The organism is Nonomuraea sp. CA-141351 (genome assembly GCF_050944675.1).
In the GTDB taxonomy this organism is placed as follows: Bacteria; Actinomycetota; Actinomycetes; order Streptosporangiales; family Streptosporangiaceae; genus Nonomuraea.
This window is the reverse complement of sequence record NZ_CP191982.1, coordinates 4,000,685-4,027,360: the sequence shown is the minus strand read 5'-3', so window position 1 is coordinate 4,027,360 and position 26,676 is coordinate 4,000,685. Positions and strand designations below refer to the sequence as shown.

29 protein-coding genes and 1 riboswitch are annotated in these 26,676 nt (G+C 71.9%); of the genes, 19 read left to right on the top strand and 10 right to left on the bottom strand.

Annotated features, from left to right (window positions below; all coding sequences use genetic code 11):
* Window positions 1-25: 25 nt before the first annotated feature.
* A complete protein-coding gene (locus ACQPWU_RS19130; RefSeq protein ID WP_433441839.1) occupies window positions 26-415 on the top strand; it encodes a winged helix-turn-helix transcriptional regulator in 390 nt (129 codons plus the stop codon).
* Window positions 416-418: 3 nt separating this feature from the next.
* Here the strand turns inward: ACQPWU_RS19130 and ACQPWU_RS19125 are convergent, their stop codons facing one another.
* On the bottom strand, window positions 419-2,089 hold the full coding sequence (locus ACQPWU_RS19125; protein ID WP_433441837.1) for a hypothetical protein: 1,671 nt from the start codon (window positions 2,087-2,089) through the stop codon (window positions 419-421).
* Window positions 2,090-2,554: 465 nt separating this feature from the next.
* On the bottom strand, window positions 2,555-3,397 hold the full coding sequence (locus ACQPWU_RS19120) for a L,D-transpeptidase family protein (RefSeq protein WP_433441835.1): 843 nt from the start codon (window positions 3,395-3,397) through the stop codon (window positions 2,555-2,557).
* A gap of 97 nt (window positions 3,398-3,494) precedes the next feature.
* On the opposite strand from ACQPWU_RS19120, the gene ACQPWU_RS19115 reads away from it, so the two are divergent.
* Window positions 3,495-3,971: a YbaK/EbsC family protein gene (locus tag ACQPWU_RS19115; RefSeq protein WP_433441833.1), complete on the top strand. Its 477-nt coding sequence runs from the start codon at window positions 3,495-3,497 to the stop codon at window positions 3,969-3,971.
* A gap of 9 nt (window positions 3,972-3,980) precedes the next feature.
* Window positions 3,981-4,541, top strand: a complete 561-nt coding sequence (locus ACQPWU_RS19110) for a GNAT family N-acetyltransferase (protein ID WP_433441831.1) — start codon at window positions 3,981-3,983, stop codon at window positions 4,539-4,541.
* 443 nt (window positions 4,542-4,984) lie between these two features.
* Here ACQPWU_RS19110 and metF read toward each other — a convergent pair whose 3' ends face one another.
* Window positions 4,985-5,905, bottom strand: a complete 921-nt coding sequence (gene metF, locus ACQPWU_RS19105) for a methylenetetrahydrofolate reductase [NAD(P)H] (protein ID WP_360702238.1) — start codon at window positions 5,903-5,905, stop codon at window positions 4,985-4,987.
* Window positions 5,906-6,072: 167 nt separating this feature from the next.
* On the opposite strand from metF, the gene ACQPWU_RS19100 reads away from it, so the two are divergent.
* The gene (locus ACQPWU_RS19100; protein WP_433441829.1) at window positions 6,073-7,140 is read left to right on the top strand and encodes a polyprenyl synthetase family protein; all 1,068 of its coding nucleotides are present in this window, start codon (window positions 6,073-6,075) and stop codon (window positions 7,138-7,140) included.
* A gap of 116 nt (window positions 7,141-7,256) precedes the next feature.
* Here the strand turns inward: ACQPWU_RS19100 and thiE are convergent, their stop codons facing one another.
* From thiE to ACQPWU_RS19085, 3 genes are read right to left on the bottom strand one after another with little or no spacing between them, the layout of a single operon-like run.
* Window positions 7,257-7,895 (bottom strand): thiamine phosphate synthase, encoded by a 639-nt coding sequence (gene thiE, locus ACQPWU_RS19095; protein WP_433441827.1) that lies wholly within the window; start codon window positions 7,893-7,895, stop codon window positions 7,257-7,259.
* Entirely contained in the window at window positions 7,873-8,247 is a 375-nt protein-coding gene (locus tag ACQPWU_RS19090; protein WP_360712300.1) for an Rv2175c family DNA-binding protein, read from the bottom strand. The genes thiE and ACQPWU_RS19090 overlap by 23 nt, the downstream gene beginning before the upstream one ends.
* Before the next feature lie 30 nt (window positions 8,248-8,277).
* On the bottom strand, window positions 8,278-9,441 hold the full coding sequence (locus tag ACQPWU_RS19085; protein WP_433441825.1) for an NAD(P)/FAD-dependent oxidoreductase: 1,164 nt from the start codon (window positions 9,439-9,441) through the stop codon (window positions 8,278-8,280).
* A gap of 59 nt (window positions 9,442-9,500) precedes the next feature.
* A riboswitch (TPP riboswitch) is annotated at window positions 9,501-9,617 on the top strand.
* On the opposite strand from ACQPWU_RS19085, the gene thiO reads away from it, so the two are divergent.
* From thiO to ACQPWU_RS19035, 10 genes are all read left to right on the top strand, one after another.
* The gene (gene thiO / locus ACQPWU_RS19080; RefSeq protein ID WP_433441823.1) at window positions 9,607-10,737 is read left to right on the top strand and encodes a glycine oxidase ThiO; all 1,131 of its coding nucleotides are present in this window, start codon (window positions 9,607-9,609) and stop codon (window positions 10,735-10,737) included. Its footprint overlaps the riboswitch before it by 11 nt.
* On the top strand, window positions 10,734-10,934 hold the full coding sequence (gene thiS / locus ACQPWU_RS19075) for a sulfur carrier protein ThiS (protein WP_360714437.1): 201 nt from the start codon (window positions 10,734-10,736) through the stop codon (window positions 10,932-10,934). Before thiO ends, thiS begins: the two co-directional genes overlap by 4 nt.
* Window positions 10,927-11,682: a thiazole synthase gene (locus ACQPWU_RS19070; RefSeq protein ID WP_433441821.1), complete on the top strand. Its 756-nt coding sequence runs from the start codon at window positions 10,927-10,929 to the stop codon at window positions 11,680-11,682. The genes thiS and ACQPWU_RS19070 overlap by 8 nt, the downstream gene beginning before the upstream one ends.
* Window positions 11,683-11,823: 141 nt before the next feature.
* A complete protein-coding gene (pknB, locus tag ACQPWU_RS19065) occupies window positions 11,824-13,713 on the top strand; it encodes a Stk1 family PASTA domain-containing Ser/Thr kinase (protein ID WP_433441819.1) in 1,890 nt (629 codons plus the stop codon).
* A gap of 191 nt (window positions 13,714-13,904) precedes the next feature.
* Complete coding sequence (gene uraD / locus ACQPWU_RS19060) at window positions 13,905-14,405, top strand: 2-oxo-4-hydroxy-4-carboxy-5-ureidoimidazoline decarboxylase (protein WP_433441817.1); 501 nt, start codon at window positions 13,905-13,907, stop codon at window positions 14,403-14,405.
* Window positions 14,402-14,701 (top strand): hydroxyisourate hydrolase, encoded by a 300-nt coding sequence (gene uraH / locus ACQPWU_RS19055; RefSeq protein ID WP_433441815.1) that lies wholly within the window; start codon window positions 14,402-14,404, stop codon window positions 14,699-14,701. The genes uraD and uraH overlap by 4 nt, the downstream gene beginning before the upstream one ends.
* The gene (gene pucL / locus ACQPWU_RS19050; protein ID WP_433441813.1) at window positions 14,702-15,562 is read left to right on the top strand and encodes a factor-independent urate hydroxylase; all 861 of its coding nucleotides are present in this window, start codon (window positions 14,702-14,704) and stop codon (window positions 15,560-15,562) included.
* Window positions 15,563-15,567: 5 nt separating this feature from the next.
* The gene (locus tag ACQPWU_RS19045) at window positions 15,568-16,428 is read left to right on the top strand and encodes an FAD binding domain-containing protein (protein ID WP_433441811.1); all 861 of its coding nucleotides are present in this window, start codon (window positions 15,568-15,570) and stop codon (window positions 16,426-16,428) included.
* Window positions 16,428-16,901, top strand: a complete 474-nt coding sequence (locus ACQPWU_RS19040) for a (2Fe-2S)-binding protein (protein WP_433445239.1) — start codon at window positions 16,428-16,430, stop codon at window positions 16,899-16,901. Before ACQPWU_RS19045 ends, ACQPWU_RS19040 begins: the two co-directional genes overlap by 1 nt.
* Window positions 16,898-18,280: an 8-oxoguanine deaminase gene (locus tag ACQPWU_RS19035; RefSeq protein ID WP_433441809.1), complete on the top strand. Its 1,383-nt coding sequence runs from the start codon at window positions 16,898-16,900 to the stop codon at window positions 18,278-18,280. The genes ACQPWU_RS19040 and ACQPWU_RS19035 overlap by 4 nt, the downstream gene beginning before the upstream one ends.
* Before the next feature lie 19 nt (window positions 18,281-18,299).
* Here ACQPWU_RS19035 and ACQPWU_RS19030 read toward each other — a convergent pair whose 3' ends face one another.
* Window positions 18,300-18,821 carry a GNAT family N-acetyltransferase gene (locus tag ACQPWU_RS19030; protein ID WP_433441807.1) on the bottom strand — a complete coding sequence of 174 codons (522 nt, stop codon included), beginning with the start codon at window positions 18,819-18,821 and terminating at the stop codon, window positions 18,300-18,302.
* A gap of 148 nt (window positions 18,822-18,969) precedes the next feature.
* Here ACQPWU_RS19030 and ACQPWU_RS19025 point away from each other — a divergent pair, with 148 nt between their 5' ends.
* The 5 genes from ACQPWU_RS19025 to ACQPWU_RS19005 all read left to right on the top strand — a co-directional run bounded on the left by ACQPWU_RS19025 (window position 18,970) and on the right by ACQPWU_RS19005 (window position 23,722).
* Window positions 18,970-19,182: an EF-hand domain-containing protein gene (locus ACQPWU_RS19025; RefSeq protein WP_433441805.1), complete on the top strand. Its 213-nt coding sequence runs from the start codon at window positions 18,970-18,972 to the stop codon at window positions 19,180-19,182.
* 198 nt (window positions 19,183-19,380) lie between these two features.
* Window positions 19,381-20,535 carry a glycerate kinase gene (locus tag ACQPWU_RS19020; RefSeq protein ID WP_433441803.1) on the top strand — a complete coding sequence of 385 codons (1,155 nt, stop codon included), beginning with the start codon at window positions 19,381-19,383 and terminating at the stop codon, window positions 20,533-20,535.
* The gene (allB, locus tag ACQPWU_RS19015; protein ID WP_433441801.1) at window positions 20,536-21,840 is read left to right on the top strand and encodes an allantoinase AllB; all 1,305 of its coding nucleotides are present in this window, start codon (window positions 20,536-20,538) and stop codon (window positions 21,838-21,840) included. It begins immediately after the preceding gene.
* Complete coding sequence (alc, locus tag ACQPWU_RS19010; RefSeq protein ID WP_433441799.1) at window positions 21,841-22,788, top strand: allantoicase; 948 nt, start codon at window positions 21,841-21,843, stop codon at window positions 22,786-22,788.
* 94 nt (window positions 22,789-22,882) lie between these two features.
* A complete protein-coding gene (locus ACQPWU_RS19005; RefSeq protein ID WP_433441797.1) occupies window positions 22,883-23,722 on the top strand; it encodes a deoxyribonuclease IV in 840 nt (279 codons plus the stop codon).
* Window positions 23,723-24,068: 346 nt separating this feature from the next.
* Here the strand turns inward: ACQPWU_RS19005 and ACQPWU_RS19000 are convergent, their stop codons facing one another.
* From ACQPWU_RS19000 to ACQPWU_RS18990, 3 genes are read right to left on the bottom strand one after another with little or no spacing between them, the layout of a single operon-like run.
* On the bottom strand, window positions 24,069-25,559 hold the full coding sequence (locus ACQPWU_RS19000) for a sodium:solute symporter family transporter (protein ID WP_433441795.1): 1,491 nt from the start codon (window positions 25,557-25,559) through the stop codon (window positions 24,069-24,071).
* A gap of 28 nt (window positions 25,560-25,587) precedes the next feature.
* A complete protein-coding gene (locus ACQPWU_RS18995) occupies window positions 25,588-25,881 on the bottom strand; it encodes a hypothetical protein (RefSeq protein ID WP_433441793.1) in 294 nt (97 codons plus the stop codon).
* Window positions 25,882-25,918: 37 nt separating this feature from the next.
* Window positions 25,919-26,659: a LytR/AlgR family response regulator transcription factor gene (locus ACQPWU_RS18990; protein WP_433441791.1), complete on the bottom strand. Its 741-nt coding sequence runs from the start codon at window positions 26,657-26,659 to the stop codon at window positions 25,919-25,921.
* Between the last annotated feature and the right edge of the window lie 17 nt (window positions 26,660-26,676).

Here is a 26,676-nt window from a genome sequence, read left to right as displayed (position 1 = left end):
GCACCCGGCATAAGGAGGCACTCTCATGTCAGCCGCGCACACGGAGGTAACCTGCCAGGCCGATGGCCCATGCGGGGACGAAGACTGCGGGATCCGCGACGTGCTCGACCGGATCGGCGACAAGTGGACAGTGCTGGTGATGGTGGAGCTGGTCAAGGGGGTGCGCCGATTCAGGGAGCTGCATCGGGCGGTTCCCGGCATCTCGCAGCGCATGCTGACGTTGACCACGCGGCGGCTGTGCCGTGACGGGCTGGTCGAGCGGACCGCCTACGCGACGATCCCGCCGCAGGTCGAATACCGGCTGACGCCGATGGGCCGCAGCCTCGCGGAGGCCATCGAGCGGCTGGCCGGCTGGTCGCGCGAGCACAAGTCCGCCATCGAGGACGCCCGCGAACAGTGGGACGCCGCCCACTAGGGTCTACTCGCAGCGCCTGTTCGACCAGGTCGTCCAGCCCGTCTGGGCGCCGCCCCGGCCTGTCGCGGCCCAGCCCGGAAGCGGGGCCGCCCCGTACGGGACGACGGCGGTGCACGCGCCCTCCGGGGGCCGCCCTTCGTAGAGCTCGATCTCGGTCCACGACACCCGGTACGCCAGCGGCACCCACAGGTTCCACCTCACCCGCCGGTCCACCGCCACCCGCCCTGGGGGCGGCGCGGGCAGCCAGTCCGCACCGGATGGGCGCGCGGGCGCCTGCCCGGCCGTGAACGCGATGTCGATCAGCGCCAGCACGCCCACGACCAGCAGCCGGGTGCGGCGGGCGGTGAGGAAGGCCGCCCCGGTCAGGCAGGCCAGCATGATCAGGGCAGGTACGGAGGCGGAGACCAGGTTCAGCGAGTCGCGCACACCGGTGAGGAAGATCACCTCGGGGAAGTCGAAAGCGATGAAGCCGTAGCGCTCCAGCCGGTCCCCGGCGTACCAGGCGGCTGACCCGCCGGTCACCGCCATCAGCCCGGCGGCGGCCAGAGAGTGCCGTACGACGGCCAGGCGCCCGCCCTTCAGCAGCGTGACCAGCCCGGCGAGGGTCCAGGCCACCGCGACGCAGGCCAGATAGCGGCCGTAGACGTAGTTGCCGACGCGGTGCTCGTCCGGCAGGGCGGCGGAGGACGCGTACGCGATGGCCAGGGTCGCGAGCAGCAGCGTGCCCGCCAGGACGCGGTGCTGGAAGGGCGCGGACCGCCGTACCAGCAGGGCCGCCGCGCCTGCCAGGCCGACGCCCGCGAGCCCCCAGGTGCCGGCGATGAGGTACCAGAGCTGCCCGGCCGCCCCCGCCAGCGCCCACGCCTGCCCCTCGAGGCTCGTGAGCCTGGACAGGAGCAGCCCCGACAGGTCACGGGCCCCGCCCGGGTACAGCGCGGCCGCCAGCGCCCCGTTGAGCGCCTTCCCCGCCACCGCCACCACCACGCCCGCGCTCACCAGCGCCGCGACCGCCGGCATCGTCGCCTTGCGGCGTGCCGACACGACCACCACGATCAGCACGCAGACTGCCAGGACGACCGTCCCCCGCAGGTGCACCGCCATCGCGAACGCCGACAGTCCGCCCGCCACCGCCCCGGCCCGCACCGACCCGTACGCGGCCAGGTCGTGCACCGCGACCAGCCAGGCGAGCACGAGCACGGGCAGGATCGCGTCGGTCAGCGCCAGCCCGGAGAACACCAGCAGCGCCGGCGACAGCCCCGCCACGAACGCCGAGATCAGCGCCACCCGCCCGCCCAGGCCCATCCGCCGCAGCAGCATGTACGCCAGCGGGTACGCGCCCGCCGCCGCCATCGACCCCACCACGACCACCAGCCGGTACGCCAGGACGGGGTCGGAGGTGAGCCAGAAGATCGGGACCAGCAGCACCGGGTACCCGCCCTGGTAGAAGGTCGAGCCGGTCAGGTCGGCGCCGGGCCCGCCCGCCAGCCAGCGGGCGGCGAGAAGGTACCCGGTCTCGTCCGGGTTGGCCACCGGTCCGGTGTGGTACCGGTACAACCACAGCCGCAGCCCCACGTGCGCGACCCACCCCGCCGCCAGCACCCACCACAGCCGGGACCGCCCCTCGCGCCGCCCTGTCACGTATGCGGGCGCGGGCGCCATGAACACCGTTGTCATGAACTCCCCCAAAAGGTCAGGAGGGAGTCCAGCAAAGGGGCCATAACCGGCCCGTCACCGTATTTGGTTATGCGCGCGTTATGCCACCAGGCCCACCGCCTCCGCCCTGTCCAGGCGGGCCTTCGCGGGTGCACCGGGCTTCGCGTCGGCGGCGCATACCGCCGCCCCACCACTACCGCGTCGGGATGGGCGTGCTGTCCAGCGATGCGAGCCACCACGTCACCGCGACGCGAGCCACGTCGCGATGTGGGGCCCACGTCGTCAGGGCGCGGGCCGCCCCTCTGGACGGCTCACCCGCGCACCGGTCAGCACGCGCGGCCGTCGCCAAGGCCACGCGCACGCTCGCCGGGCCCCACGCGGGCCCATCGCCAAGGCCGCGCGCGGGCGGGCGCATCAGGGCCTCGCCGCCGCTGGGGGCGCGAGGCCCGATTCGCCGGTCAGAGACGGTCAGCGCACGCGCGCGCCTCAGGCGCGCCTGAACTTGCCACGGACGTGCACAGGCACACCCTTGCCCAGCATCCCCGGCAGGACCTCGGCCACGTTCATCGGCATGCGCACGCACCCGTGCGAAGCCGGATACAGCGGCACCGACAGCGCCCCGTGGAAGGCGATGCCGCCGTTGAAGAAGATCGGGTTGTAGAGCTGCCCCAGGTAGGACCGGTGCCACCCGCGAGCGCGCCACGTCGTCTTGTAGTCGCCCGTCGGCGTGCCGGCCGAGCCGCAGAACCGCTGCCGCTTGCCCTGCCAGGTGGCGATCTCGCAGTAGGGGACGCCGCTGCCCGAGGAGATGTGGGTGATCAGCTTCACCTGGCCGCCCACGTACAGGACCATGATCTGCTTGGTGAGGTTGACCTCGGCGCGGGTCGGCTTGCCATTCCTGACCAGGATCTTGGGGGCCTTCGGCGTCTCGAGGGCGTCCCACGTGCGCTTGGCGACGGTGCTGGACGGCTTGATGCCGTTTACCTTCTGGAACGCCCACACGGCCGTCAGCGTCGACCCGCCGTACCGGCCGTCGGCCTTGCCGGGGCGGTAGCCGAGCTGGGCCAGGCGCGTCTGCAGCCAGCGGACGGCCTCGCCCTTGGAGCCGAGCTTGAGCGTCTTGCGTGGCGCGGTGACCGTGGCGGCGGCCGGGCCGGACTGCGCGCCCGACGCGATACGCGCGACGACCGGGGACACCGCCGTCGCGCCCGGCGATATGACCGGTGACGACGCCGTCGAACGTTGCGGCGCCTGCGTGCCGCAACCCGGGAGTGCGATGGCGCCAGCCGTCAGAAGAGCAGCCACCCCGGGCAGCCGTCGAACTCCCACCCGTACCACCTCTCATACCAATATCAAACAGATCAAAGGACACTACACCACTCACCATGAACCCGTAATGAAGCGGTCAGGTGTTTAGAGTGTGTCCATGTCTGAGAAGTTGCCGCCTAATGCCGTCGTCGTTCAATCCGCGCTGCGCGAGCTGGGAGCGAGCGGCGAGATTGTCGTACTGCCGGAAAAGGCCCCCACGGCCGCGACCGCCGCGGCCCAGGTCGGGTGCGAGGTCGGGGCCATCGCCAACAGCCTGATCTTCGACGCGGACGGCGCGCCGCTGCTGGTGCTGACGAGCGGGGCCCACCGCGTGGACGTGGAGCTGATCGCCCGCACGGCGGGGGTCGGGAAGGTACGGCGTGCGACGCCGGAGTTCGTGAGGGCGGCGACCGGCCAGCCCATCGGCGGCGTGGCCCCGGTCGGGCACCCGGCGCCCGTGCGGACCCTGGTGGACAACTGGCTCAGCAAGCACGAGGTAGTCTGGGCTGCCGGGGGGCATCCGCTGACCGTGTTCCCGACGACGTTTGACGAGCTGGTGCGGATCACCGGGGGCACAGCGGTGGACGTCGAGTAGGGTGCGACGGTGATCGAGTTTCGCGGGGCGGGTCCGGCCGAGTTCACGGAGCGGCTGGAGACGGTGATCGGCATTTACACGTCTGCCATGAACCCGCCCGCGGATCAGATCAACGGCCGTAAGACCATCATGCGAAATCACGCGACATATCCCCATTTCCAGTGTTATTTCGTAGAATTGCGGGATTCGTCCGTTTCTGCCCCTCTAACCGTCGGCTTCGCGTACGGCTTCCGCGGCGCGCCCGGGCAGTGGTGGCACGATGTGGTCTTCCGGGCCGTGACCGACCGCCTCGGCCGTGAGGCCGCCAACGCCTGGCTGGGCTACGCGTTCGAGCTGGCCGAGATCCACGTCCACCCGGACTACCAGGGCAAGGGCATCGGCCGCGCGATGATCCGCACGCTCTGCGCCGGCCGCCCCGAGCGCTCGGCCGTCCTCTCCACCCACGACCAGCCCACCGCCGCCCGCCACCTTTACGCCAGCATGGGCTTCACGGACCTCCTCACGAGGTTCGTGTTCCCGGGCGGCTACGAGGACTACGCCATCGTGGGCCGCCCCCTGCCCTTGACCTGAGGGCGCGACCTCCTGAGGAATCCGTGACCTGTGGGTTTGTTTGGGCATGGCTTGGGGCACCATCCATTACGCAAGGTATCCGCCCGTTTACCCACCGTCTACCGTCCCCTGCCCGTCACCCGCCCGGTCCCCCTGCGGGCGGGTGACGGGCCATCCCACTCCCGGGACGACGAGCGGTGCGCTGAGCGGCGGCACACCTCACCCAACGCCCCATCCCCCACGCGAGGACCCCCGCGCCGGTGCGGCGGGGCGGTGGTCGGCGGAACCCGGGGCCACCGTGCGCCGTTGCGGCGGGCAACCCCGTGCGGGTCAGCGAGCGTCTCCCTGGAGGCGCTCAGCAACGTACGGCGGGTGGCGCCGCCCGTGCTCCGCCGTAAACAATGAAGGATCACAGGCGGAGAGGGGGCCGCCGGCCGTGCGCCGCCGTGACCTACGAAAGATCTTCAGGCGGAAAGAGGCACCCGCTCGAGGCGCTGGAAGACCTCTCGCGACGCGCTGGAGCGGTTGAACGTGATGAAGTGGATGCCCGGCGCGCCCTCGTCGAGCAGCCGCTGGCACAGCTCGGCCCCGTGGTCGATGCCGAGCCGCCGCACCGCCGCCGGGTCGTCCGCGACCGCCTCGAAGCGGGCGGCCACCTCCGGCGGGAACGGCGCCCCCGACAGCTGCTCCGACCGCGCGATCGTGCTCATCTGCGTCACCGGCATGATGCACGGGATGATCGGCGTCTCGCACCCCCTGGCCGCCACCCGGTCGCGGAGCCGCAGATAGTCCTCCGCGCGGAAGAACATCTGCGTGATCGCGTAGTCGGCCCCCGCCTGGCACTTGCGGACGAAGTATTCGGTGTCGGACTCGATGGACGGCGAGCGCGGATGCTTGTAGGGGAAGGCGGCCACGCCGACGCAGAAGTCGCCCGCCTGCCTGATCAGCCGCACCAGCTCCTCGGCGTAGAGCACGCCGTCGGGGTGCTGCACCCAGTCGGCCGTCGGGTCGCCAGGGGGGTCGCCGCGCACGGCCAGGATGTTGCGCACCCCGGCGTCGGCGAAACGCCCCACCAGGTGGCGAAGCTCGCGCATCGAATGGTTGACCGCGGTGAAATGCGCCACGGGCGTGAGAGTCGTGTCGTGGGCGATCCGCTCGACGATGCCGACCGTGCGGTCACGCGTGGAGCCGCCCGCGCCGTAGGTCACCGACACGAACGTCGGCCGCAGCGACTCCAGCTCCCTGATCGCCTTCCAGAGCTGCCGCGCTCCCTCGTCGGTCTTCGGCGGGAAGAACTCGAAGGAGAACGACCGGCCACCGGCGGCCAGCAGGTCGCGGACGGTGGGAACACGATCGGGCAGGATGGAGGGTCGACCAAGCGCCATGCCCCAAGGTTACATTGCACCTCAGCGCCACAAGGTCACCGGCGCGTCACCTTAGGGGGCGGCGCGCCGGCCTAGGGGTCGCCGCCATGTCAGTCGTCGGGGCCGCCCACACACCTAGAGGACACCTGAGGATTCGGGTCCGGGCACCCGGCCACTAGTCTCAAGGCATGACCACTGACGCCGCCGGCATGGACACCTTGCGCAAGCAGGTGGAGCGCGCCCTCGGAGAGTTCGTCGAACGGCAGCTGCCCGCCCCCGGCGATCCCGAGCTCGGGCCGCTGCGCACGGCCGCCGACGAGCTGCTGTCCGGCGGCAAGCGGCTGCGCCCCGCGTTCTGCTACTGGGGCTGGCGCGGCGCGGGCGGCACCGACGTGCCCGAGATCTTCACCGCCGCCGCCTCGCTGGAGCTGCTGCAGGCCAGCGCGCTGGTGCACGACGACGTGATGGACAAGAGCGACCTGCGCAGGGGGATGCCGTCCGCGCACCGCCGTTTCCAGTCCCTGCACGAGAAGTCCGGCTGGTACGGCTCCGCGGAGCAGTTCGGCGAGGGCGCGGCGATCCTGCTGGGCAACCTGCTGCTGATCTGGTCGGGCGAGATGTGGCGCACCAGCGGCCTGCCGCCGGAGTCGCTGGCGGCGGCCCAGCCGGTGCACGACCACATGCGCACCGAGCTGATGTGCGGCCAGTACCTCGACCTGCTGGAGCAGGCGCACGGGGAGAACACGTTCGAGTCGGCGCTGCGGGTGGCGCTGTTCAAGAGCGGGAAATACTCGGTGGAGCACCCGCTCAGGCTCGGGCTGGTGCTCGCCGCCGGGAAGCTCGCGCCGTGGATGGACGAGCTGTGCACGGGCTACGGCACGCAGGTCGGCATCGCGTTCCAGCTCCGGGACGACATCCTGGGGGTGTTCGGCGACCCGGCGCAGACGGGCAAGCCCGCCGGGGACGACCTGCGCGAGGGCAAGCGGACGATGCTCGTCGCCCGCACGCTGGCGGCCGCCTCCCCCGGCGACGCGGCGACCGTGCGGCGGCTCCTGGGGGACCCCCGGCTGGACGAGCGCGGGGTGGAGACCTTGCGGCGGATCATCGACGACACCGGGGCGTTGCAGGAGTGCGAGGCTCTGATCGGCGACTACCTGGGCAAGGCGTTGTCGGCGCTGGACGAGGCCCCGGTGACCGCCGAGGCCCGCGTGGCGCTGACGGAGCTGGCCATCGCCGCCACCTCCCGCAAGACCTGACGCGCACGTCGAGGCCCACATCCTTACGGAACCACGCACGCCCCCCGACGAGGCCGTATGGCCCGAGACGCCCATGTGGTGGCGGGCGCCTCGGGACAGGCAGGGCCCCTCGCGGGTCAGCCGGAGGACAGGCGCTTGGCGAACTCCGCCGCGGCCGCCCCCGGGTCCTCCGCGTCCGTGATCGCGCGTACGACCACCACCCGGCTCACCCCGTACGACATCACCTCGTCCAGGTTCGCGAGGTCGATGCCGCCGATCCCGAACCACGGCCGCGAAGTCCCCAGCGCGGCCGCGTGCCTGAGCAGCGGCGGGCCGGGGGCCGGGCGGCCTGGCTTGGTGGGCGTGGGCCAGATGGGGCCGCAGCAGAAGTAGTCGACGCCCGGCTCCACGGCCGCGGCGGAAGCCTCGGCGGCGGAGTGGGTAGACCGTCCGATGACGATGTCGTCGCCGAGTATCTCTCGCGCGACCGTCACAGGAAGGTCGTCCTGCCCCAGGTGGAGCACGTCGGGCCGGGCGGCGTACGCGATGTCCGCCCGGTCGTTGACGGCCAGCAGCTTGCCGTGCCGGTCGCAGGCGTCGCGGAAGACTTCGAGGAGTGCGAGTTCTTCGCGTGCCTCCAGGCCCTTCTCCCGCAGCTGGATGATGTCCACGCCGCCGGCCAGCACCGAATCGAGGAACTCTGCCAGGTCGCCGCGGTCGCGGCGACCGTCGGTGCAGAGATAGAGGCGGGCCTCAGAAAGCGAGGGCTTGGGCACGCCGCTTGACCTCAGTGTGACGGCCGGCCTTGATCGCCTCGATCGGCGACCCGGGCAGGGACTCGTCTGGGGTGAAGAGCCAGCGCAGCGACTCGACATCGTCGTAGCCGGCGTCCAGCAACACGGTCAGTGTGCCGGGCAGGCCCTTCATCACGTCCTTTCCATCGAGGAACACCGCAGGCACCTGCGGCCCGCCGCTGCCCCGGCGCACGCCTAGCAGCTTGTGGTCCTTGAGGAGTTGCTTGGCCCGCCCGAGCGAAAGGTCCAGGCGCGAGGCCACTTCGGGGAGAGTGAGCCACTCGGCTACGAGCTGGTCGGTCTCCCGGTCGATCTGTGCAACAGAAAGCGTCACGAAACCACAACTACCACATGGCGTGCTTGCTCAAACAACACAATCCCGTAGGGGGACATCTGGATCTACCAGGCGTTCCGCGTCGAGCCGGTGTCCCGCGTCGATGATTCTGCGTCCCTGCACGAGGTCTCGCGGCCGGTCCACGGCGAGCACCGCGGCGAGCGCGTCGTCGGCCGTGAGCCAGACGGCCGACCACTTGCCCTCCGGGTCGCCGCGGTAGACGAGCCGCTCCCCCGCCGGATGATGGCCGGCGTACTGCACCATGTGCCCGAACTGCTCCGACCAGAAGTACGGAACGGGATCGTACGCCACGTCCTCGCCCAGCAGGCTCGCGGCGGCGACCTCGGGGGCGTTGAGCGCGGTGTCCCAGTGCTCGACCCTGAGCCTGGTCTGCCAGCGGCGCGACCACCAGGCGGCGCAGTCGCCGACCGCGACCGTGTTGGGGAGCGAGGCACGCAGGTGCTCGTCCACGACCACGCCGTTGTGGAGGTCGATGTCGGCACCGGTGAGCCATTCGACGGCCGGGCGCACACCGATGCCCGTGACGACCACGTGGGCGTCCACGAACTCGCCGCCGACCAGGCGCACACCGCCCTCGTCCACGGAGTCGACCATGGTGCCGAGCCGCAGGTCGATGTCGTCGTACCAGCGCTGGGTGCGGGCCCCGATCTCGGCGCCGACGGCGGTCGCGAGCGGCGCCGCGCCCGCCTCGATCACGGTCACCGCGCATCCGGCGCGGCGGGCGGCGGTGGCCACCTCGGCGCCGATCCAGCCCGCGCCGATGATCGCGACGCGGGCGCCCGGGACGAGCATGGCCCTGAGCTCGTGGGCGTCGTCGATCGTGCGCAGCACGTGTTGCGGGCCGTCGCCGGGCAGCCTGATCGGCTCGGCCCCGGTGGCGATGACCAGCCCGTCGTAGCGCACCTCGCCCTCGGTGGTCTCCACGACGCCCGCGCGCAGCGACTTGGCGCTGACGCCGGGGCGGAAGTCCACGTCGATCGCGGCCAGGTCGGTGCCGACGTAGCTGGTGTCGGCGTCGCCGAACAGCACGGCCTTGGACAGCGGCGGGCGGTCGTAGGGGCGATGGCGCTCCTCACCGATCAGAGTGACCCTTCCGTCGAATCCGCGCCCGCGCAGCGCTTCCACGGTGCGCACCCCGGCCAGGCCGGCTCCTACCACCACGACATGATTCACGTTCATGACCCTAACGGGGGCGGTGCCGGGCCGTCGCGCCGAGGCCGTAGGCTGGGGACGAAAAGACGCGCGGGAGTCCGGCCGTAACCGGGCTGAGAGGAAGGCTTCACCGGGCCTTCGACCGCAAGACACCTGATCCGGATCATGCCGGCGAAGGGAGCGCGGATGGATGTGATCGTGGGTGGCGGGGTCGTCGGGCTCTCCGTGGCCTGGCGGCTGGCTCGCGAAGGGCGGCCGGTCACCCTGGTGGACCCCGCTCCGGCCTCGGGTGCCTCGCACGCGGCCGCGGGGATGCTGGCGCCGGTGAGCGAGGTCGCCTACACCGAGCTACCGCTGCTGCGGCTGGGCGTGGCGTCGCTGCGCCGCTGGCCCGCCTTCGCCGCCGAGCTGGCCGCCGACGCGGGCCTGGCGGGTGTCGAGGCCCTGGATCTGCGTTCGGACGGGACGCTCGACGTGGCGTTCGGGGCGGACGACCTGGCGGCTCTGGACGAGCTGGCGGCGTACATGGAGAAGCTCGAGCTGCCCGTCGAGCGGCTGAGCGGGCGCGAGTGCCGCCGCCTGGAGCCCATGCTGGCCCCCTCCGTGCGGGGCGGGCTGCTGGCCCCCGGCGACGCCTGGGTCGACCCGCGCCGGGTGACGGCGGCGCTGCTCGCCGCTCTCGACCGCCTCGAAGTACCGCTGGTACGGGCGCGCGTCAGCGAGCTGCTGCGCGACGGCGACCGCGTCACAGGGGTACGCGTCGAGCCCCCCGGCAGCGCGAGCGCGGTCGCCGGTGAAGGGCCGCCCGAGGTGCGGGCGGAGCGGGTCGTCCTGGCGGCCGGGGCGTGGAGCGCCAGGCTGGCGGAGGTGCCGGTGCGGCCGGTCAAGGGGCAGATCATGCGGTTGCGTTCCCCGCAGCCGCTGCTCACCCGCTGCGTACGCGGCACCGTGCACGGCACGCCGGTCTACCTCGTCCCCCGGGGCGACGGCGAGCTGGTGGTCGGGGCGACCCAGGAGGAGATGGGGTTCGACACCCGGGTGACGGCGGGCGGGCTCTACGAGCTGCTGCGGGACGCCAGGGAGCTGGTGCCGGGCGTCACCGAGCTGGAGGTGGCCGACGTGGTGGCCGGGCTGAGGCCGGGCACGCCGGACAACCTGCCGGTCATCGGCCCGAGCGGCACGCCGGGGCTCGCGCTGGCCACCGGGCACCACCGGGGCGGCGTGCTGCTGGCCCCGCTGACGGCGGACATCCTGCTGGGCCGAGAGGGCGAGCTGGCGGCGCTGTGCGCGCCTGGAAGGTTTCGGGAAATTTCATGATTGTGACGATCAACGGGGCCGCGCACGAGGTGGCCGACGGCACGACCGTGGCGCAGGCCGTACGCACATTGACCTCGGCCACCACCGGAGTGGCCGTGGCCGTGAACGACGAGGTGGTCACGCGGAGCTCGTGGGAGACGACGGCGCTCGGCGACCGTGACCGGGTGGAGGTTCTGACGGCGGTGCAAGGTGGATGATCTGATCATCGCCGGGGAGAAGTTCGCTTCCCGGCTCATCATGGGGACCGGCGGCGCGCCCTCGCTGGAAGTGCTCGACCAGGCGCTGGCCGCGTCCGGCACCGAGCTGACCACGGTGGCCATGCGGCGGCTCGATCCGAGCTCCCGCGGCTCGGTCCTCGACGTGCTGCGCAAGCGGGACATCAAGGTGCTGCCCAACACGGCGGGCTGCTTCACCGCGGGCGAGGCCGTGCTGACGGCGCGGCTGGCCAGGGAGGCGCTCGGCACGAACTGGGTCAAGCTGGAGGTCATCGCCGACGAGCGGACGCTGCTGCCCGATCCGATCGAGACGTTCGACGCGGCGGAGCGGCTGGTGGCCGACGGGTTCGTGGTGCTGCCGTACATCGGGGACGATCCCGCGCTGGCGCGCAGGCTGGAACAGGCGGGGTGCGCGGCCGTGATGCCGTTGGGCGCGCCGATCGGCTCGGGCCTCGGCATCCGCAACCCGCACAACATCGAGCTGATCGTCGAGGCCGCCTCGGTTCCGGTGGTGCTCGACGCGGGCATCGGCACGGCCAGCGACGCCGCGCTGGCGATGGAGCTGGGCTGCGACGCCGTGCTGCTGGCCACGGCGGTCACGAGGGCGCAGCGGCCCGATCTCATGGCGGCGGCCATGAGAGGGGCAGTGGCGGCGGGACGGCTGGCGCGGCTGGCGGGCCGCATCCCGCGCCGGCGCTACGCCGAGGCCTCATCTCCGATGACCCCCTGAGGCGGCCTTATGAGGCGCTGAGGACTCCTGAGGCGCCTGGTGCCGTGACGCGGGTGCGGGGGCGTTCCGCAGGGAACGTCTCCGCATTGGTTTCGGGCGTCAAGGCCCTCCCGGTGGTAAATCGCCCGTAAACTCAGCGGGGTGGATACGACGACTGCGGACCCCCTGGTCGGGCGGCTCCTCGATGGACGCTACCGCATCGAGAGCCGGATCGCCCGGGGCGGTATGGCGACCGTCTACCTCGCGCTGGACATCCGGCTGGACCGGACGGTGGCGTTGAAGGTCATGCACCCCTCACTCGCCCAGGACCCGGCGTTCGTCAGGAGGTTCATCGGCGAGGCCAAGTCCGTCGCGAGCCTCTCACATCCCAACGTGGTGCACGTCTTCGACCAGGGCACCGACAACGACGTCGTCTATCTGTCGATGGAGTACGTGCCCGGCAAGACGCTCCGCGACATCCTGCGCGAGCGCGGCAGGCTGCCCGCCCGCGAGGCGCTCGAGATCATGATCCCGGTGCTCGCCGCCCTGGGCGCGGCCCACCAGGCCGGGATGGTCCACCGCGACGTGAAGCCGGAAAACGTCCTGATGACCGACGACGGCCGGGTCAAGGTGGTCGACTTCGGCCTGGCCAGGGCCATCGAGGCCACCAACCAGACCCGCACGGGCGTGATGATCGGCACGATCGGCTACATGGCCCCGGAACAGGTCACCACGGGCGCCGCCGACGTGCGCAGCGACGTCTACGCCGCGGGGATCATGCTCTTCGAGCTGGTCACAGGACAGCAGCCGTATGACGGCGAGACACCGATGTCGGTGGCCTACCGGCACGTCCACGACACCGTGCCCGCGCCGTCGTCGCTGGTCCCCGACGTGCCGCCGCTGATCGACACGCTTGTGGCGCACAAGACGGCCCGCGAGCCGGACAACCGTCCCGCCGACGCCACCGCGATGCTCGTGGCGGCCGTCGACACGCACCGGATGCTGCCGCGGATGACAAATCCGCCGATGTCCCACTCCCAGCCGCACGCCCGCACGACCTCCGCCGCCTTCTCCGTGCCGCAGGCCGCACCGGCCCACACCCGGATCCAGCCGCGGGAGGAGATGCCGAAGCGGCGGGGGTTCAAGCCGAACTGGTTCCTGGTGACCCTCGCCGCCGTCATGGTGGTGGCGGTGGCGCTGACCGGCTGGTACTTCGCGCAGCCCGAGCTCGTCCACGTGCCCGACCTGGTCGGCAAGAACCTGGAGCTGGCCAAGAAGACCGCCGTCGCGGCCGGCCTCAAGGTGCGGGAGGTCAACGGCGAGAACAACGAGAAGGTGGCCGACGGCCTGGTGCTCCGCACCGACCCGGCCGCCGACTCCGAGGTGAAGAAGGGCGACACGATCACGCTGGTGCCCTCGCTCGGCCCCAAGCGCATCGTCGTGCCCAACACGGCCGGCATGACCGGCGACGACGCCCGTGCCAAGATAGCCGCCGCCGGGCTGACCGTGGGCGTGGTCAAGCGACTGGCCAACCAGCAGGTCGAGCGGAACAAGGTGATCCGCACCTCGCCACAGGTGGGCGAGAAGGTGCGGGAGGGTGCCAAGGTCGACATCTACGTCAGCGCCGGGCTGGTCATGCCCGACGTCAGCGGCATGCCCAAGGACGAGGCCGCCGGATATCTGGGCGGGCAGGGCTTCCAGGTGCAGGTCAACGAGGTGGACGACGACGCCGAGCCGTGCACGGTCATCGCCCAGACGCCCAAGGCCAAGTCCGAGGTGGATCCTGGCGCGCAGGCCATGATCACGGTGGCGCGGTGCCAGACGGACTTCTGGGACTGGTTCCGCGGCGACAACCAGGCTCGGGACGACCAGCAGTTCGCCCTGGTGCCGGCGGTGATCGGCAAGGACGTCAAGGACGCCAAGGCGGAGCTGGAGGCGCAGGGGTTCAAGGTGCGGGTGCAGCGGCTGGGCAACCGCGGGGTCGTGCAGTTCCAGCGGCCCCTGCCGAACAGCGAGCGGCCTCAGGGGAGCACGGTCTACCTCTGGCAGTAGAGGCCCCAGCCCTCCTGGGCTGAAGAGCCGGACCGGCGGTGAGGGCTGGGATCCTCCGGGTGCGATCCCAGCCTCCCCAGGCGCGGGTGCGGGGTCTTGGACCATGACACGAAAAGTCCTGGCCATCGGGGCGGTCAGTTCGGAGTTCTTGCGGATGGACCGGGCACGAAGCGCACGTGTGTACTTCTGACATGCCCGACACGCTGACCGATTTCAATGCCAGGCCCCCGGACGGTGCCGAGGAGGAGCTGCTCACCTGCTGCGCCTCCCGGAACTTCGCCGCGAAGGTGGCGGCGCTGCGCCCGTACCGGGATCTCGGCGAGCTGGCCGCGGCCGCCGAGGCGGCCGTCAGGGACCTCGCGTGGGACGACGTGCTGGAGGCGCTCGCGGCGCACCCGCGGATCGGGGAGCGGGCCGCCGGAGGCGGCAGGGAGGCGTCGTGGTCCCGGCAGGAGCAGTCCGGGGTGGAGGACGAGGTACGCCAGGCGCTCGCCGAGGGCAACAAGGCGTACGAGGACCGGTTCGGGCACGTCTACCTGGTCTGCGCCACCGGGCTCACCGGGGCCCAGATGCTGGCCCGGCTGCGCGAGCGGCTGCGCAACGACGAGGAGAGCGAGCGCGCGGTGGTGCGGGGCGAGCTGGCCGCAATCACGCGGCTGCGGCTGGGCAAACTCATGAAGGAGGGGACATGAGCTTCTCGACGCACGTGCTGAACGCGGTCACCGGGTCCCCCGCGCGAGGCGTCCACGTACGCCTGGAGCATGACGGCCGGGTCGTGGCCGAGGGGCGCACCGACGACGACGGCCGCATCAAGGGCTGGAACCCGGGCGCCGGGGTGCACCGGGTCGTCTTCGACACCGGGGCCTACCTGGAGGACACGTTCTACCCCGAGGTCGTCGTCACCTTCACCGTCGCCGACCCCGAACGGCACTACCACGTGCCCCTGCTGCTCAGCCCGTACGCCTACTCCACCTACCGAGGGAGCTAGATGTCCATCAAGCTCGGCCCCAACCGCTACGGCAAGGCGGAGACCAGGCTCGTCCGGGTCGTCAGGGACGGCCCCGTGCACCACGTCAAGGACCTCAACGTCAGCACCTCGCTCTCCGGCGACATGGAAGCCGTCCACCTGACCGGCGACAACGCCGCCGTCCTGCCGACCGACACGCAGAAGAACACCGTGTACGCGCTGGCCCGCGAGCACGGCGTCGGTCAGATCGAGGAGTTCGCCCTCCTGCTGGCCCGGCACTTCGTCGAGTCGCAACCGACGATCCACCACGCCAGGGTCGAGATCGACGAGTACGCGTGGAGCCGCGGCGGGCCGCACTCGTTCGTGCGCGACGGCGGCGAGGTGCGCACCTGCGTCGTACACCATGACCGGGACGGCCGGTCCACGGTGGTGTCCGGGCTCAAGGACCTCGTGCTGATGAACACGACCGGGTCCGAGTTCCACGGTTACATCGAGGACGAGTACACCACGCTCCCGCCCACCACCGACCGCATCCTCGCCACCGCCGTCGCCGCGCGCTGGCGGCACAGCGGCGACACGCCCGCGTACGGCAAGTCGTACGAGCAGGTGCGGCGGTCCCTGCTGGACGCGTTCGCGGACACCTACAGCCTCTCGCTGCAGCAGACCCTGTACGCCATGGGCGAGCGAGCCCTGACCACCTGCCCCGAGATCTGCGAGGTCAGGCTCGCGATGCCGAACAAGCACCACTTCCTGGTGGACCTGTCGCCGTTCGGCCTGGACAACGAGAACGAGGTGTTCTACGCGGCCGACCGCCCGTACGGACTGATCGAGGGCAGCGTGCTGCGCGAGGACGCACCCGACGCCGGATTCGCCTGGGAGTAGGGGAAATGGACTTCTTGCGGCCCACGACGTGGGACGAAGCGCTGGCCGCCAAGGCGGAGCGGCCCGAGGCGGTGCCCATCCAGGGCGGCACCGACGTCATGGTCGAGATCAACATGGACGTGCGCAGGCCGGCGGCGCTGCTCGACCTCAACCAGGTGGCCGAGCTGCGGGAATGGGCCATGGTGGACGGGATGTGCCGGGTCGGGGCGGCGGTGCCGTACGTGACGATCATCGAGGAGCTGGGCGGGCCGCTGCGGGGGCTCGCCCAGGCGTCGCGCACGGTCGGCTCGCCGCAGATCCGCAACCGCGGCTCCGTCGGCGGGAACCTCGGCGCGGCCTCCCCCGCGGGCGACAGCCACCCGCCGCTGCTGGCCGCCGACGCCGTGGTGGAGGTGGAGTCGCGCGACCGCGGCGTCAGGATGATCCCGGCCGCCGAGTTCTACCTGGGGGTCAAGCGCAACGCTCTGGAGCCGGACGAGCTGATCAGGGCCGTCCACGTCAAGCCGGCGACGGGGCCCCAGTACTTCTCCAAGGTCGGCACGCGCAACGCCATGGTGATCGCGGTGTGCTCGTTTGCGATCGCGCTGCACCCGGACCAGCGTCGGGTCGGCACAGGGATCGGATCCGCGGCGCCCACGCCGCGCCGGGCGCCGGAGGCCGAGGAACTGCTGGCCCGCGAGCTCGACTGGAGCGCGCCGCTCGACCCGGCGCTGGCCAGGCGGTTCGGGGAGCTGTGCGCGGCCGCCGCCGCGCCGATCGACGACGTACGCGGCACCGCCGCGTACCGCGTGCACGCCGTCGGCGTGATGGCCCGCCGCACGCTCACCTGGGCCTGGAACGACCATCTCGGAAGGAGGGCGGCATGATGCGCGTGACCTTCACCGTCAACGGCCGCGAGGAGAGCGCCGACGACGTCTGGGAGGGCGAGAGCCTCCTGTACGTGCTGCGCGAGCGCATGGGGCTGCCCGGCTCCAAGAACGCCTGCGAGCAGGGCGAGTGCGGCTCCTGCACGGTCTATCTCGACGGCGTGCCGGTCTGCTCCTGCCTGGTCGCCGCCGGGCAGGCCGAGGGGCGGCAGGTGCGTACCGTCGAAGGGCTCGCCGAGGGGGACCGGCTCGATCCGGTGCAGGCGGCGTTCGTGGAGTGCGGGGCCGTGCAGTGCGGGTTCTGCACGCCGGGGCTGGTGGTGCAGGCGCACGACCTGATCGAGCGGTTGGGGCGGCCGTCCGACGCGGAGATCAGGGAGGCGCTCGCGGGCAACCTGTGCCGGTGCACGGGCTACGAGAAGATCATCGACGCGGTACGGCTGGCCGCGTCACGGAAGGCGGCCGCCGAGTGAGCCTGCTCATCGAGAACGTCTACATCGCGCCGGTCGTCGGCCCCGAGATCCAATCCGGATATATCAGGATCGAGGGGGACCTGATCGCCGAGCTGGGCCCCGGGCCCGCCCCCGACGTGCCGGGCACGACCAGGATCGACGGCACCGGCTGCCTGGCCACCCCCGGCCTGGTCAACACCCACCACCACCTGTACCAATGGGCCTCGCAGGGGCTGGCGCAGGACGCCACGCTGTTCGAATGGCTGGTGGCCCTCTACCAGGTGTGGGCCGCCATGGACGCCGAAGTGGTCAGGGGCGCCGCCTCGGCCGGGCTCGGCTGGCTGGCGCTGTCGGGCTGCACCACCTCCAGCGACCACCACTACGTCTTCCCCAAGGGCAGGGGCGATCTGCTCGCGGCCGAGATCGAGGCGGCGCGCGAGGTCGGCATCCGCTTCCACCCCGCCCGCGGCTCCATGGACAGGGGCGAGTCACAGGGCGGGCTGCCGCCGGACGTCGTGGTCGAGGAGCTGGACGAGATCCTGGCCGCCACGTCGGAGGCCGTGGACGCCTACCACGACCCGTCGTACTCCTCGATGCTGCGGGTCGCGGTCGCGCCGTGCTCGCCGTTCTCCGCCAGCGCCGAGCTGATGACCGAGTCCGCCGCCCTGGCCAGGGCCAAGGGCGTGCGCCTGCACACGCACATCGCCGAGACCCTGGACGAGGACGAGCACTGCGTGGCGCAGTTCGGGCTGCGTCCCGTGGACTACATGGAGAAGCTGGGCTGGCTGGGCCCCGACGTGTGGTTCGCGCACTCCGTGCACCTGAGCGACGCCGACATCGGCAAGCTCGCCGCCACGGGCACGGGCTCCGCGCACTGCCCCTCGTCGAACGGCCGGCTCGGCGCCGGGATCGCCCGCGTGTCCGAGATGCTGCGCCACGGCGCGAACGTGGGCCTCGGCGTGGACGGCAGCGCCTCCTCCGAGCTGACGTCGCTGGCAGGCGAGATGCGTCAGGCCCTGCTCTTCCAGCGCGCCAGATACGGCCCCGGCGCGCTCACGGCCAGGCAGGCCCTGGAGATCGCCACCCTGGGCGGGGCACGCAACCTCGGCCGCGACGGCGAGCTCGGCTCGCTCGAACCCGGCAAGCTGGCCGACCTCGCCCTGTGGCGCGTCGACGGCCCCTTCACCTCGGCCGTGGCCGACCCGGTCTGCGCGCTGGTCTTCGGGCCCCCGCCGCCGCTCGCCCGGGTGCTGGTGGGCGGGCGCACCGTGGTCGAGGACGGAGAGCTGCGGACCGTCTCCCAGGACGCCGCCGGGCGCGCGGGGGCGGCGGCCCACCGGCGGCTGATGGGGCTGGCCGAGCAGCGCGGCATCACCGCCGCTAAGGAGGTCCACCGCTGAGCCGCCCCGGGCCGCCTGGCTACGGCGCGAGCGCCAGCTCGTACCGGCTCACGAGCGTGACGGGACCGCTGGACTCGCGCTGGCCCGGCGCCCCGCCGACCGTCATGTCCCCGCGGTGCGCGAACCCGGCCGACTCGTAGTACGCGCGCAGCCGCCGGTTCGAGGCCACGCAGTCCAGCCGCAGGTACGCCCGCCCCTCGGCGCGCGCGACGTCCCCCGCCCAGCCCAGCACGCGCCCGCCGAGCCCGGCCGCCCACCGGCGCACGGCCATGCGGTGGACGTACCCGGCGTCGCCGTCCTCCTCCCAGAGCGGGTCGGACCAGTCCAGCGTGACGGTGGCCGCGACCTTGCCCTCGACCTCCACCAGCCACGTCTCGCCCCGGGCAACGGCCGGCTCGATCCACGCCCGCTCGAACCGCGCCGGCCACTGCTGAACCCCCCGCGCGGCCAGCCAGGCGGCGGTCTCGTCCAGCACCGCCAGTACCTCGTCCTCCTGGCCGCTCTCGGCACGCTTGAAAACCGGGTTCCAGTCACTCGTCATGAGTCCATGATGCCGGGGCGGCCAGGCCCGTTGATCGGCACCGTCACGTCACGCGGCGAAGCGGAGGAGCGCAGGTCAGTCGCGGGTGACGGGAGGAAAACGCGACTAGGGTGGAAACGTCCAGGAACGAGCAGGAAAGGGCGGTCCCGTGTCGGAGGAACTCCCAGACGAGCGGCTGGCGCAGCTCAAGAACACCTTCGCGTCGATCGACACCGACGGCGACGGGTACATCAGCGAGGCGGAGCTGAGGCAGCACTTCCCCGGCCTCCCGGCGGAGGCGCTCGGGGCGATGAGCCAGGCGGCCGACTCGGATCAGGACGGCCGCTATTCGCTGGAGGAGTTCATCCGCACGGTCTCCTGAGCCACGGGCCCGCCGGAAATCCGCCCCAGCTGGGCACGCTCGGACTTCAGCACGTGCCGGCGATGTCCTGAACCTCGTCTTCAACCACCTGCGCGGGCGCTGAGCCGGGGATGTGATGATGGGTCACGCCTTCCTGCCCGCTCGCACCGGGCAGGAAGGCGTGTCAGGACATTGTTCACCATCGTGTAGGGGTTCGTAGTGGTTCAGCAGGTTCTTGTCGCCCCCGACAAGTTCAAGGGGTCGCTGACGGCGGCCGAGGTGGCATCGCGCGTTTCGGCCGGCCTGGGCGTGCCCACGGTGGAGCTGCCGGTGGCCGACGGGGGCGACGGCACCGTCGACGCGGCCGTCGCCGGCGGGTTCGGCCGGGTCACGATCCAGGTGAACGGGCCCACCGGGGAGCGGATTCCCGCCTCCTACGCCTGGCAGGAGACGGACGCGACGGCGGTGGTGGAGCTGTCGGAGGCGTCCGGGCTGCGCCGCCTGCCCGGCGGGCACGAGCCGCTGACCGCCACCAGCTACGGCACCGGCGAGCTGATCGCGGACGCCGTACGCCGGGGCGCCAAGCGGGTGGTCCTCGGCCTGGGCGGCAGCGCGTGCACCGATGGGGGCGCGGGCATGGCGCAGGCCCTCGGCGCGCGGCTGCTGGACGCCGCCGGGAACGACCTCCCGCGGGGCGGGGCCGCGCTGAAGGATCTCGCCCGCATTGACATGACGGGTTTTGTGGATATTTCCGGCATTGAGTTCGTGGTGGCGAGCGATGTGGACAATCCGCTCCTCGGGCCTCACGGCGCCGCCGCCGTCTACGGGCCGCAGAAGGGCGCGACCCCGGAGGACGTCAAGACGCTGGAGGCGAGCCTGGCGCGGCTGGCGGCTGTGGCGACGGCGACTCATGGGCTGATGGGGGCCGTCGAGCACGACGACACCCCCCGCGCGATGGGCGTGGCCGGGGCGCCGGGTGCGGGGGCGGCCGGTGGGGTGGGGTTCGCCGCGCTGGCGTTCCTGCACGCCGAGATCCGGCCCGGCATCGGCTACCTGCTCGACCTGCTCGGGTTCGGCGAGCTGGTCAAGGGCGCGCGACTGGTGATCACGGGTGAGGGATCGCTGGACGAGCAGTCCCTGCGGGGCAAGGCGCCCGTCGGCGTGGCACAGGCCGCGGCCAGGGCAGGTGTCCCCGTGGTGGCCGTGTGCGGGCGCCGTACGCTCACCGACGACGAACTGCGGGCCGCGGGCATCGAGGCCGCCTACGCGCTCACGGACCTGGAGCCCGACCCCGACCGCTGCATGGCCGAGGCCGGGCCGCTGCTCGAGCGGCTCGCCGCCCGGCTGGCCGCCGTTCACCTCCGAGAGGAATAGATGATCGACCTGGTGATCCGATCCCGCAGGACCGTCACTCCCGAGGGCGAGCGGGCGGCGGCGGTGGCCGTGCGGGGCGAGAAGATCGCCGGCCTGTACGACTACGCCGCTGCCCTCGGCTCCGCCGAGGACATCGACCTGCGCGACCTGGCGCTCCTGCCCGGCCTGGTCGACACGCACGTGCACGTCAACGAGCCGGGGCGGACGCACTGGGAGGGGTTCGACTCGGCGACCAGGGCGGCGGCCGCCGGGGGCGTCACCACGATCCTCGACATGCCGCTCAACTCACTGCCGCCCACCGTGAACGTGGCGGCCTTCGAGGCCAAGCTGCGGGCCGCCGAGGGGCAGTGCCACGTGGACGTCGGCTTCTGGGGCGGGGCCGTGCCCGGGAACGTCAAGGACCTCGCGCCGCTGCGTGAGCGCGGCGTCCACGGGTTCAAGTGCTTCATGTCGCCGTCGGGAGTGGACGAGTTCCCGCCGCTGAGCGATGCCGAGCTGCGGGCGGCGCTGTCCGAGGTGGCCGGGATCGGCGGGGTGATGGTGGTGCACGCCGAGGACCCGGCGCTGCTCGGGGAGCCGGGCGGGCCTTCGTACCGTGAGTTCCTGGAGTCGCGGCCCGGCGAGTCGGAGCGCAGCGCCGTTTCGCGGGTCGTGCGGCTGGGCGGGGAGACCGGCGCTCGCGTGCACATCCTCCACGTCTCCAGCGCCTCCTGCCTGGAGGTGCTGGAACAGGCCCAGGCGGAGGGCGTGGCGGTCACGGCGGAGACGTGCCCCCACTACCTGACGCTGGCGGCCGAGCAGGTGCCCGAGGGGGAGACCGCGTACAAGTGCTGCCCGCCCATCCGCTCCGAGGCCAATCGCGACCTGCTGTGGGACGGGCTGGGCAGGGGTGTGCTGAGCTGTGTCGTGTCCGACCACTCGCCGTCGCCCGCCGACCTCAAGGTGCCCGACTTCGCCGCCGCCTGGGGCGGCATCGCCTCGCTTCAGCTCGGCCTGCCCGCGATCTGGACGGAGGCTTCGAGGAGGGGGTACGGGCTGGGTGACGTGGCCCGCTGGATGTCCACCAATCCAGCCTCAATGGCCGAAATTTCCGGGAAAGGCGGCATAAAGGTCGGCAATGATGCCGATTTGGTGGCGTTCGATCCCGCGGCCGACAACCCCGTGGACGCCTCGCTCCTCCACCACAAGAACCCGGTCACCCCGTACCACGGCCGCGTGCTCAAGGGCGCCGTACTGACCACCTGGCTGCGCGGCCGGCCCGTGGACGGCGTGCCGCTCGGACGATTCCTGTTGGGAGAGCACTAGATGTCACCCTTCATCACCCTGCCGGACCTCGCATCGCGCACCCTCGGCGGCTCCGTCGTGGCGGCCAGCGACGAGTCGTTCGCCGAGAAGGAGAGCCTGATCAGGCCGGGACGTCCGGGCTTCCAGGCGGAGACGTTCGGGAACAAGGGGCAGGTGTACGACGGGTGGGAGACGCGGCGCCGCCGCTCGCCCGGCCACGACTGGGCGCTGGTACGACTGGGGATTCCCGGCGTGATCCGTGGCGTGGTGATCGACACGGCGTGGTTCAAGGGCAACTACCCGCCGCATGCCTCCGTCGAGGCTGCGTCGGTCGAGGGCCACCCGTCCCCGGCCGAGCTGGAGGCCGCCACGTGGGTGGAGATCGTCCCCCGGGCCGAGCTCAAGGGGGACGCCGAGCACCACTTCGCCGTCACCGGCTCGCGCCGCTTCACCCACGTGCGGCTGAACATCTTCCCCGACGGCGGCGTCGCCCGCCTCCGGGTGCACGGGGAGGCACGTCCTGACCTGTCGGTGTACGACGGGCTCAGCCTCGACCTGGCCGCGCTGGCCAACGGCGCCCTGGTCACCGCCTGCTCCAACGAGTTCTATTCCGCCCCCGACAACGTCATCTCCCCCGGCCTGGCCCGCCACCAGGCGGAGGGCTGGGAGACCGCCCGCCGCCGCGGGGAGGGCAACGACTGGCTGGTCATCCGGCTGGCCGGACGCGGCGTGCTCAGGCTGGCGGAGATCGACACCACGAACCTGCTGTTCAACGCTCCGGGCGCGGTCTCGCTCACCGGACTCGACGGCGAACGCGAGGTCGAGCTCCTCCCGAAGACCCGCCTCCAGCCCGACACTTCGCACCGCTTCCGCCTCGACCACCGGGATCCGGTCACGCACGTGCGGGTGGACATCTATCCGGACGGCGGCCTGGCCCGCGTCCGACTCCACGGCCAGCTGGCCACCTGACCGAGGCCGGAGTGTTGGTAGTCTGACGGCCACTCACTGTGATGACTCGGGCCGCTCTGTCCGCACGAGCGCTCCGCCTAGACTGAGAGCCATCATGACCCCAACATCCCTGATCGGCGGGCACGTGCTCGTCACAGGCGGCCTGGCGACGGGCGGCCTCAAATACATGGCCGAGATCGGCGCCGAGATGATCCAGGTGTTCGTCACCAACCCGCGCGGGTGGGCGCTCACCGAGGGCAAGCCCGACGAGGACGCCAAGCTGGCCGAGTCGGGCGTCGACGCGTTCATCCACGTGCCCTATCTCGCCAACTTCGGCTCGCCCAGCCCGGAGACGCTGGCCAACTCCATCGCGATCGTGCGCCACACTTTGCGGCGCGGGGCGGAGATCGGCGCCAAGGGGGTCGTGGTGCACACCGGCTCGGCGGTCACGCAGTCGCGGGACGACGCGTTGCGCCAGGTGCGGGAGAACCTGCTGCCGTTGCTGGACGAGATCCCCGACGGCGGCCCCGACCTGCTGCTCGAGCCGATGGCAGGGCAGGGCGCCATGCTGTGCGCGACGATCCAGGATCTCGAGCCCTACCTGGCGACGCTCGAGTGGCATCCGCGGGCAGGCGTCTGCCTCGACACGTGCCATGCCTTCGCCGCCGGTCACGACCTCGCCGCGGAGGGCGGGGTGCAGGAGACGTTCGACGCCCTGCACGCGATCGCCCCAGGGCGGCTCAAGCTGATCCACGCCAACGACTCGAAGGACGTGTGCGGGGCCAAGAAGGACCGGCACGAGAACATCGGGGCCGGGCACATCGGCGCCCAGCCGTTCGCCGAGCTCATGCGGCACCCGGCCATGGCGGGGGTGCCGCTCTGCATCGAGACGCCGGGCAAGGCGCCCAAGCACGCCGAGGACATCGCGCTGCTGAAGAAGCTCCGCGACAGCTGACCGAACCCCCGGCGACGTACGGATCGTGACAGGGGCGCCTGCTCGCGCGATCCGGCCGCCCCCGCGGGCCGGATAGCGGGGCCTCTGAGGGCCTCAGCAGGCGCCCCTTCACGGGACCGGCATGGCGGGCCCTACCCCCGAATGAGGGCCCGGCAGCCGTGGTGACCAGCGCGGTCACCGGTGAAGCCGGCGCATCAGGCCTGTAATGAGCCCCCCGGCTCGTCCCCCCCGATGCGCCGGGTGGCTTTCCGATGCCGAAACACTACGGTCGCGATCTTGCGGGGGTAACCCCGTTTATGAGCAGCTCGTTGAACGGTCCGTAGTCAGCGATATACGGAGAGTGTTCTTACGGCGAGCGGTCACCATGGTGCGACGAGCGGTAGGTTCGTGGGCCCGCGAGATGCTCGGGCAGATGCATCTTGGCCATCATCCGCCCCACGCCGCGTGGCATCCGACCCGGTGTGACCAGGGAAATCACCACCATCGCGGCAAACGCGACCGGCACGGCGACCGGCGCGGGACTTGAGGTCAGCACGCCCGCTTTCACGCCCGCGTCCTGCCCGAACACGAGCACCGCCGTCACTCCCCCGCCGAGCGCGAACCCGGCCGCCACCCCGGCGTCCGTCAGCCGCCGCCACCAGATGCCCAGCACCAGCAGCGGGCAGAACGTGGCGGCCGAGAGGCTGAAGCCGATCAGGACGAGCGACACCGACGTCTGCGGGGTGCTGATCGCCGTCAGGACGAGCGCGGCCAGCAGGACCAGGCCCACGGCCGTGCGGAAGGAGCTCACCCCGGCCCGCGACAGGCACGTCGACACCGCGCCCCCGACCGCCACCAGAACGCCTCCCGTGGTGGCCAGGAAGGCCGCGAACGCCCCGGCGGCCAGCACCCCCGTGAGCGCGTCCCCCAGAGGCCCTGGAGCCAGCCTGGAGGGCAGGAGCAGCACGACCTCGTCGACCTCCGCGCCACGCACGTGCGCGTGCCCCAGGAGCCCGTACAGCGGCGGCACGACGCAGAACACCGCCAGCATGGCCTGCGTCGCCACGATCGACCGCCTGGCCCCGCGCCCGTCGCTGTTGGTGTAGACGCGGACGATCACGTGCGGCAGCCCCATGGTCCCCAGCGCGCAGGCCACCATCACCGCCAGCACGCCGGGCAGCGACGTGTCGCCCGCCCCCGCCGGTCCCGCCTCGCCTGCCCGGTAGGCCCCCTCGAACCAGGTGACCGACCGCGCGCCGCCCATCCACCAGCACACCACCCCGACCCCGGCGAACGCGACCAGCTTCAGCCAGAACTGGGAGGCCTGCACGCTGGTCACACTCCCCTGCCCGCCCGTGAACGCCACGACCAGCGCCGCCGCCGCGACGGCCGCCCAGCCGAGCCAGGGCGGCAGTCCGGTCAGCAGACGCACCACGACGCCGGCCGTGTGCAGCTGCGCGACCATGAACGCCAGCCCGATGACCAGCAGGAAGCAGGTGGTGAAGTGGCGCAGCCTGGCCGATCTCAGCCGCCACTCGGCGAAGTCCGGCAGCGTGTACGTCCCAGAGCGCCGCAACGGGGCGACGACCAGCGCCAGGATGACGACGAACCCGGCGGTGGCCCCCACCGGATACCACAACATCGGCCCACCCCAGGTGGCGATGAGCCCGCCCGCGCCCAGGCAGGCCGCGGCCGAGGTGAACTCGGACGAGATCGCGGCGCCGTTCCACCAGGGAGGTACCGCCCTGGCCGCCACGTAGAAGTCGGAGACACCGCTTGAGCGGCGAGGTCGCGCGGCGCTCACCATGACGCCCAGAACCAGCACGAAGGCGATCCCGGTCAGCACCGCGACGGTCATCTCGCCGTCCGCCTCAGCCGCAGCACCCTCATCTTTCCAGCCGCTCCGCCCGCCTCAGCTGCAGAACGGCCAGCCCGGCCCACGCACCCTGCAGGGCCAGCGTGAGCGCCACCCAGGCCCCCGGGGCGGGCACCCACACGGCGATCACCGGGACGCCCACCAGCAGTCCGGCGACGGCGCCCACGGTCAGCAGCGCCTGCCGTAACTGCCGCCCCATGATCGCCTTCACGTCGGGCCCGTCCTCGTCCGGGTCGAACCGGTCGCGGGCCCGCCCGAGCGCGGCCGGCCTGCGCGACACGATCACCCGCCGCTCCACCGTCACCAGACCACACTCCTGCGCGCAGCCATGAGACCCACCGTCACGAGATCACGCCCCTGTGCTGGCGTACGAGCTGCTCGCGCACCTGCCGGCTGTGCCGCCTGCTGACCTGCAGCGTCTCGGTGCCGACGGTGAGCGTCACCCGTCCCCCCTCGAACCTGAGCTCACTGACGTGCCGCCCGGAGACCAGTGTGCTGCGGTGGATGCGGATGAACCCGTCGTCCGACCAGCGCCGCTCCAGCGCGGCCAGAGACATGCGCACGAGGTAGCTCCCGTCCACGGTGTGCAGCCGCACGTAGTCGCCCTTGGCCTCGGCGTACCAGACGGCCTGCTGCGGCACGAACCGGGTGCGCCCGCCGAGCTCGACCGGGATCACGTCGTCCTGACCCGGCTCGGGGGCGGGCAGGGAGGACGCCTCCAGCCGGCGCACGGCCTCCGACAGGCGCTCGGCCCTGACCGGCTTGAGCAGGTAGTCGACCGCCTCCAGCTCGAACGCCTGCACCGCGCATTCCTCGTGCGCGGTCACGAACACGAGCTTGGGCGGGCTGGGGAACCCGCCGACCAGCCTGGCCAGATCGAGCCCGTCGAGCCCGGGCATCCGGATGTCCAGGAAGATCCCGTCGAGCCGCTCCCCTCCGCCGATCATCTGCACCATGTCCTGCAGCGCCGTGACGCCGTCGGCGGCGGTCGCGACGTGTTCGATCCTCTCGTCCTGGCGCAACAGATAGGCGAGCTCCTCCAGAGCGGGCACCTCGTCGTCGACGGCCAGAACTCTCAGCATGTCCTCCACGCTGCCGT

Coding starts and splice junctions, on each gene's coding strand:
- ACQPWU_RS19030 (WP_433441807.1), bottom strand. CDS start 18,821: ATGACGAGTGACTGGAACCCGGTTTTCAAGCGTGCCGAGAGCGGCCAG.
- ACQPWU_RS19115 (WP_433441833.1), top strand. CDS start 3,495: ATGTCTGAGAAGTTGCCGCCTAATGCCGTCGTCGTTCAATCCGCGCTG.
- alc (WP_433441799.1), top strand. CDS start 21,841: ATGTCACCCTTCATCACCCTGCCGGACCTCGCATCGCGCACCCTCGGC.
- ACQPWU_RS19100 (WP_433441829.1), top strand. CDS start 6,073: ATGACCACTGACGCCGCCGGCATGGACACCTTGCGCAAGCAGGTGGAG.
- ACQPWU_RS19130 (WP_433441839.1), top strand. CDS start 26: ATGTCAGCCGCGCACACGGAGGTAACCTGCCAGGCCGATGGCCCATGC.
- ACQPWU_RS19045 (WP_433441811.1), top strand. CDS start 15,568: ATGGACTTCTTGCGGCCCACGACGTGGGACGAAGCGCTGGCCGCCAAG.
- ACQPWU_RS18990 (WP_433441791.1), bottom strand. CDS start 26,659: ATGCTGAGAGTTCTGGCCGTCGACGACGAGGTGCCCGCTCTGGAGGAG.
- ACQPWU_RS19125 (WP_433441837.1), bottom strand. CDS start 2,089: ATGACAACGGTGTTCATGGCGCCCGCGCCCGCATACGTGACAGGGCGG.
- allB (WP_433441801.1), top strand. CDS start 20,536: ATGATCGACCTGGTGATCCGATCCCGCAGGACCGTCACTCCCGAGGGC.
- thiO (WP_433441823.1), top strand. CDS start 9,607: ATGGATGTGATCGTGGGTGGCGGGGTCGTCGGGCTCTCCGTGGCCTGG.
- pucL (WP_433441813.1), top strand. CDS start 14,702: ATGTCCATCAAGCTCGGCCCCAACCGCTACGGCAAGGCGGAGACCAGG.
- ACQPWU_RS19040 (WP_433445239.1), top strand. CDS start 16,428: ATGCGCGTGACCTTCACCGTCAACGGCCGCGAGGAGAGCGCCGACGAC.
- uraD (WP_433441817.1), top strand. CDS start 13,905: ATGCCCGACACGCTGACCGATTTCAATGCCAGGCCCCCGGACGGTGCC.
- ACQPWU_RS19005 (WP_433441797.1), top strand. CDS start 22,883: ATGACCCCAACATCCCTGATCGGCGGGCACGTGCTCGTCACAGGCGGC.
- ACQPWU_RS19000 (WP_433441795.1), bottom strand. CDS start 25,559: ATGACCGTCGCGGTGCTGACCGGGATCGCCTTCGTGCTGGTTCTGGGC.
- metF (WP_360702238.1), bottom strand. CDS start 5,905: ATGGCGCTTGGTCGACCCTCCATCCTGCCCGATCGTGTTCCCACCGTC.
- thiS (WP_360714437.1), top strand. CDS start 10,734: ATGATTGTGACGATCAACGGGGCCGCGCACGAGGTGGCCGACGGCACG.
- uraH (WP_433441815.1), top strand. CDS start 14,402: ATGAGCTTCTCGACGCACGTGCTGAACGCGGTCACCGGGTCCCCCGCG.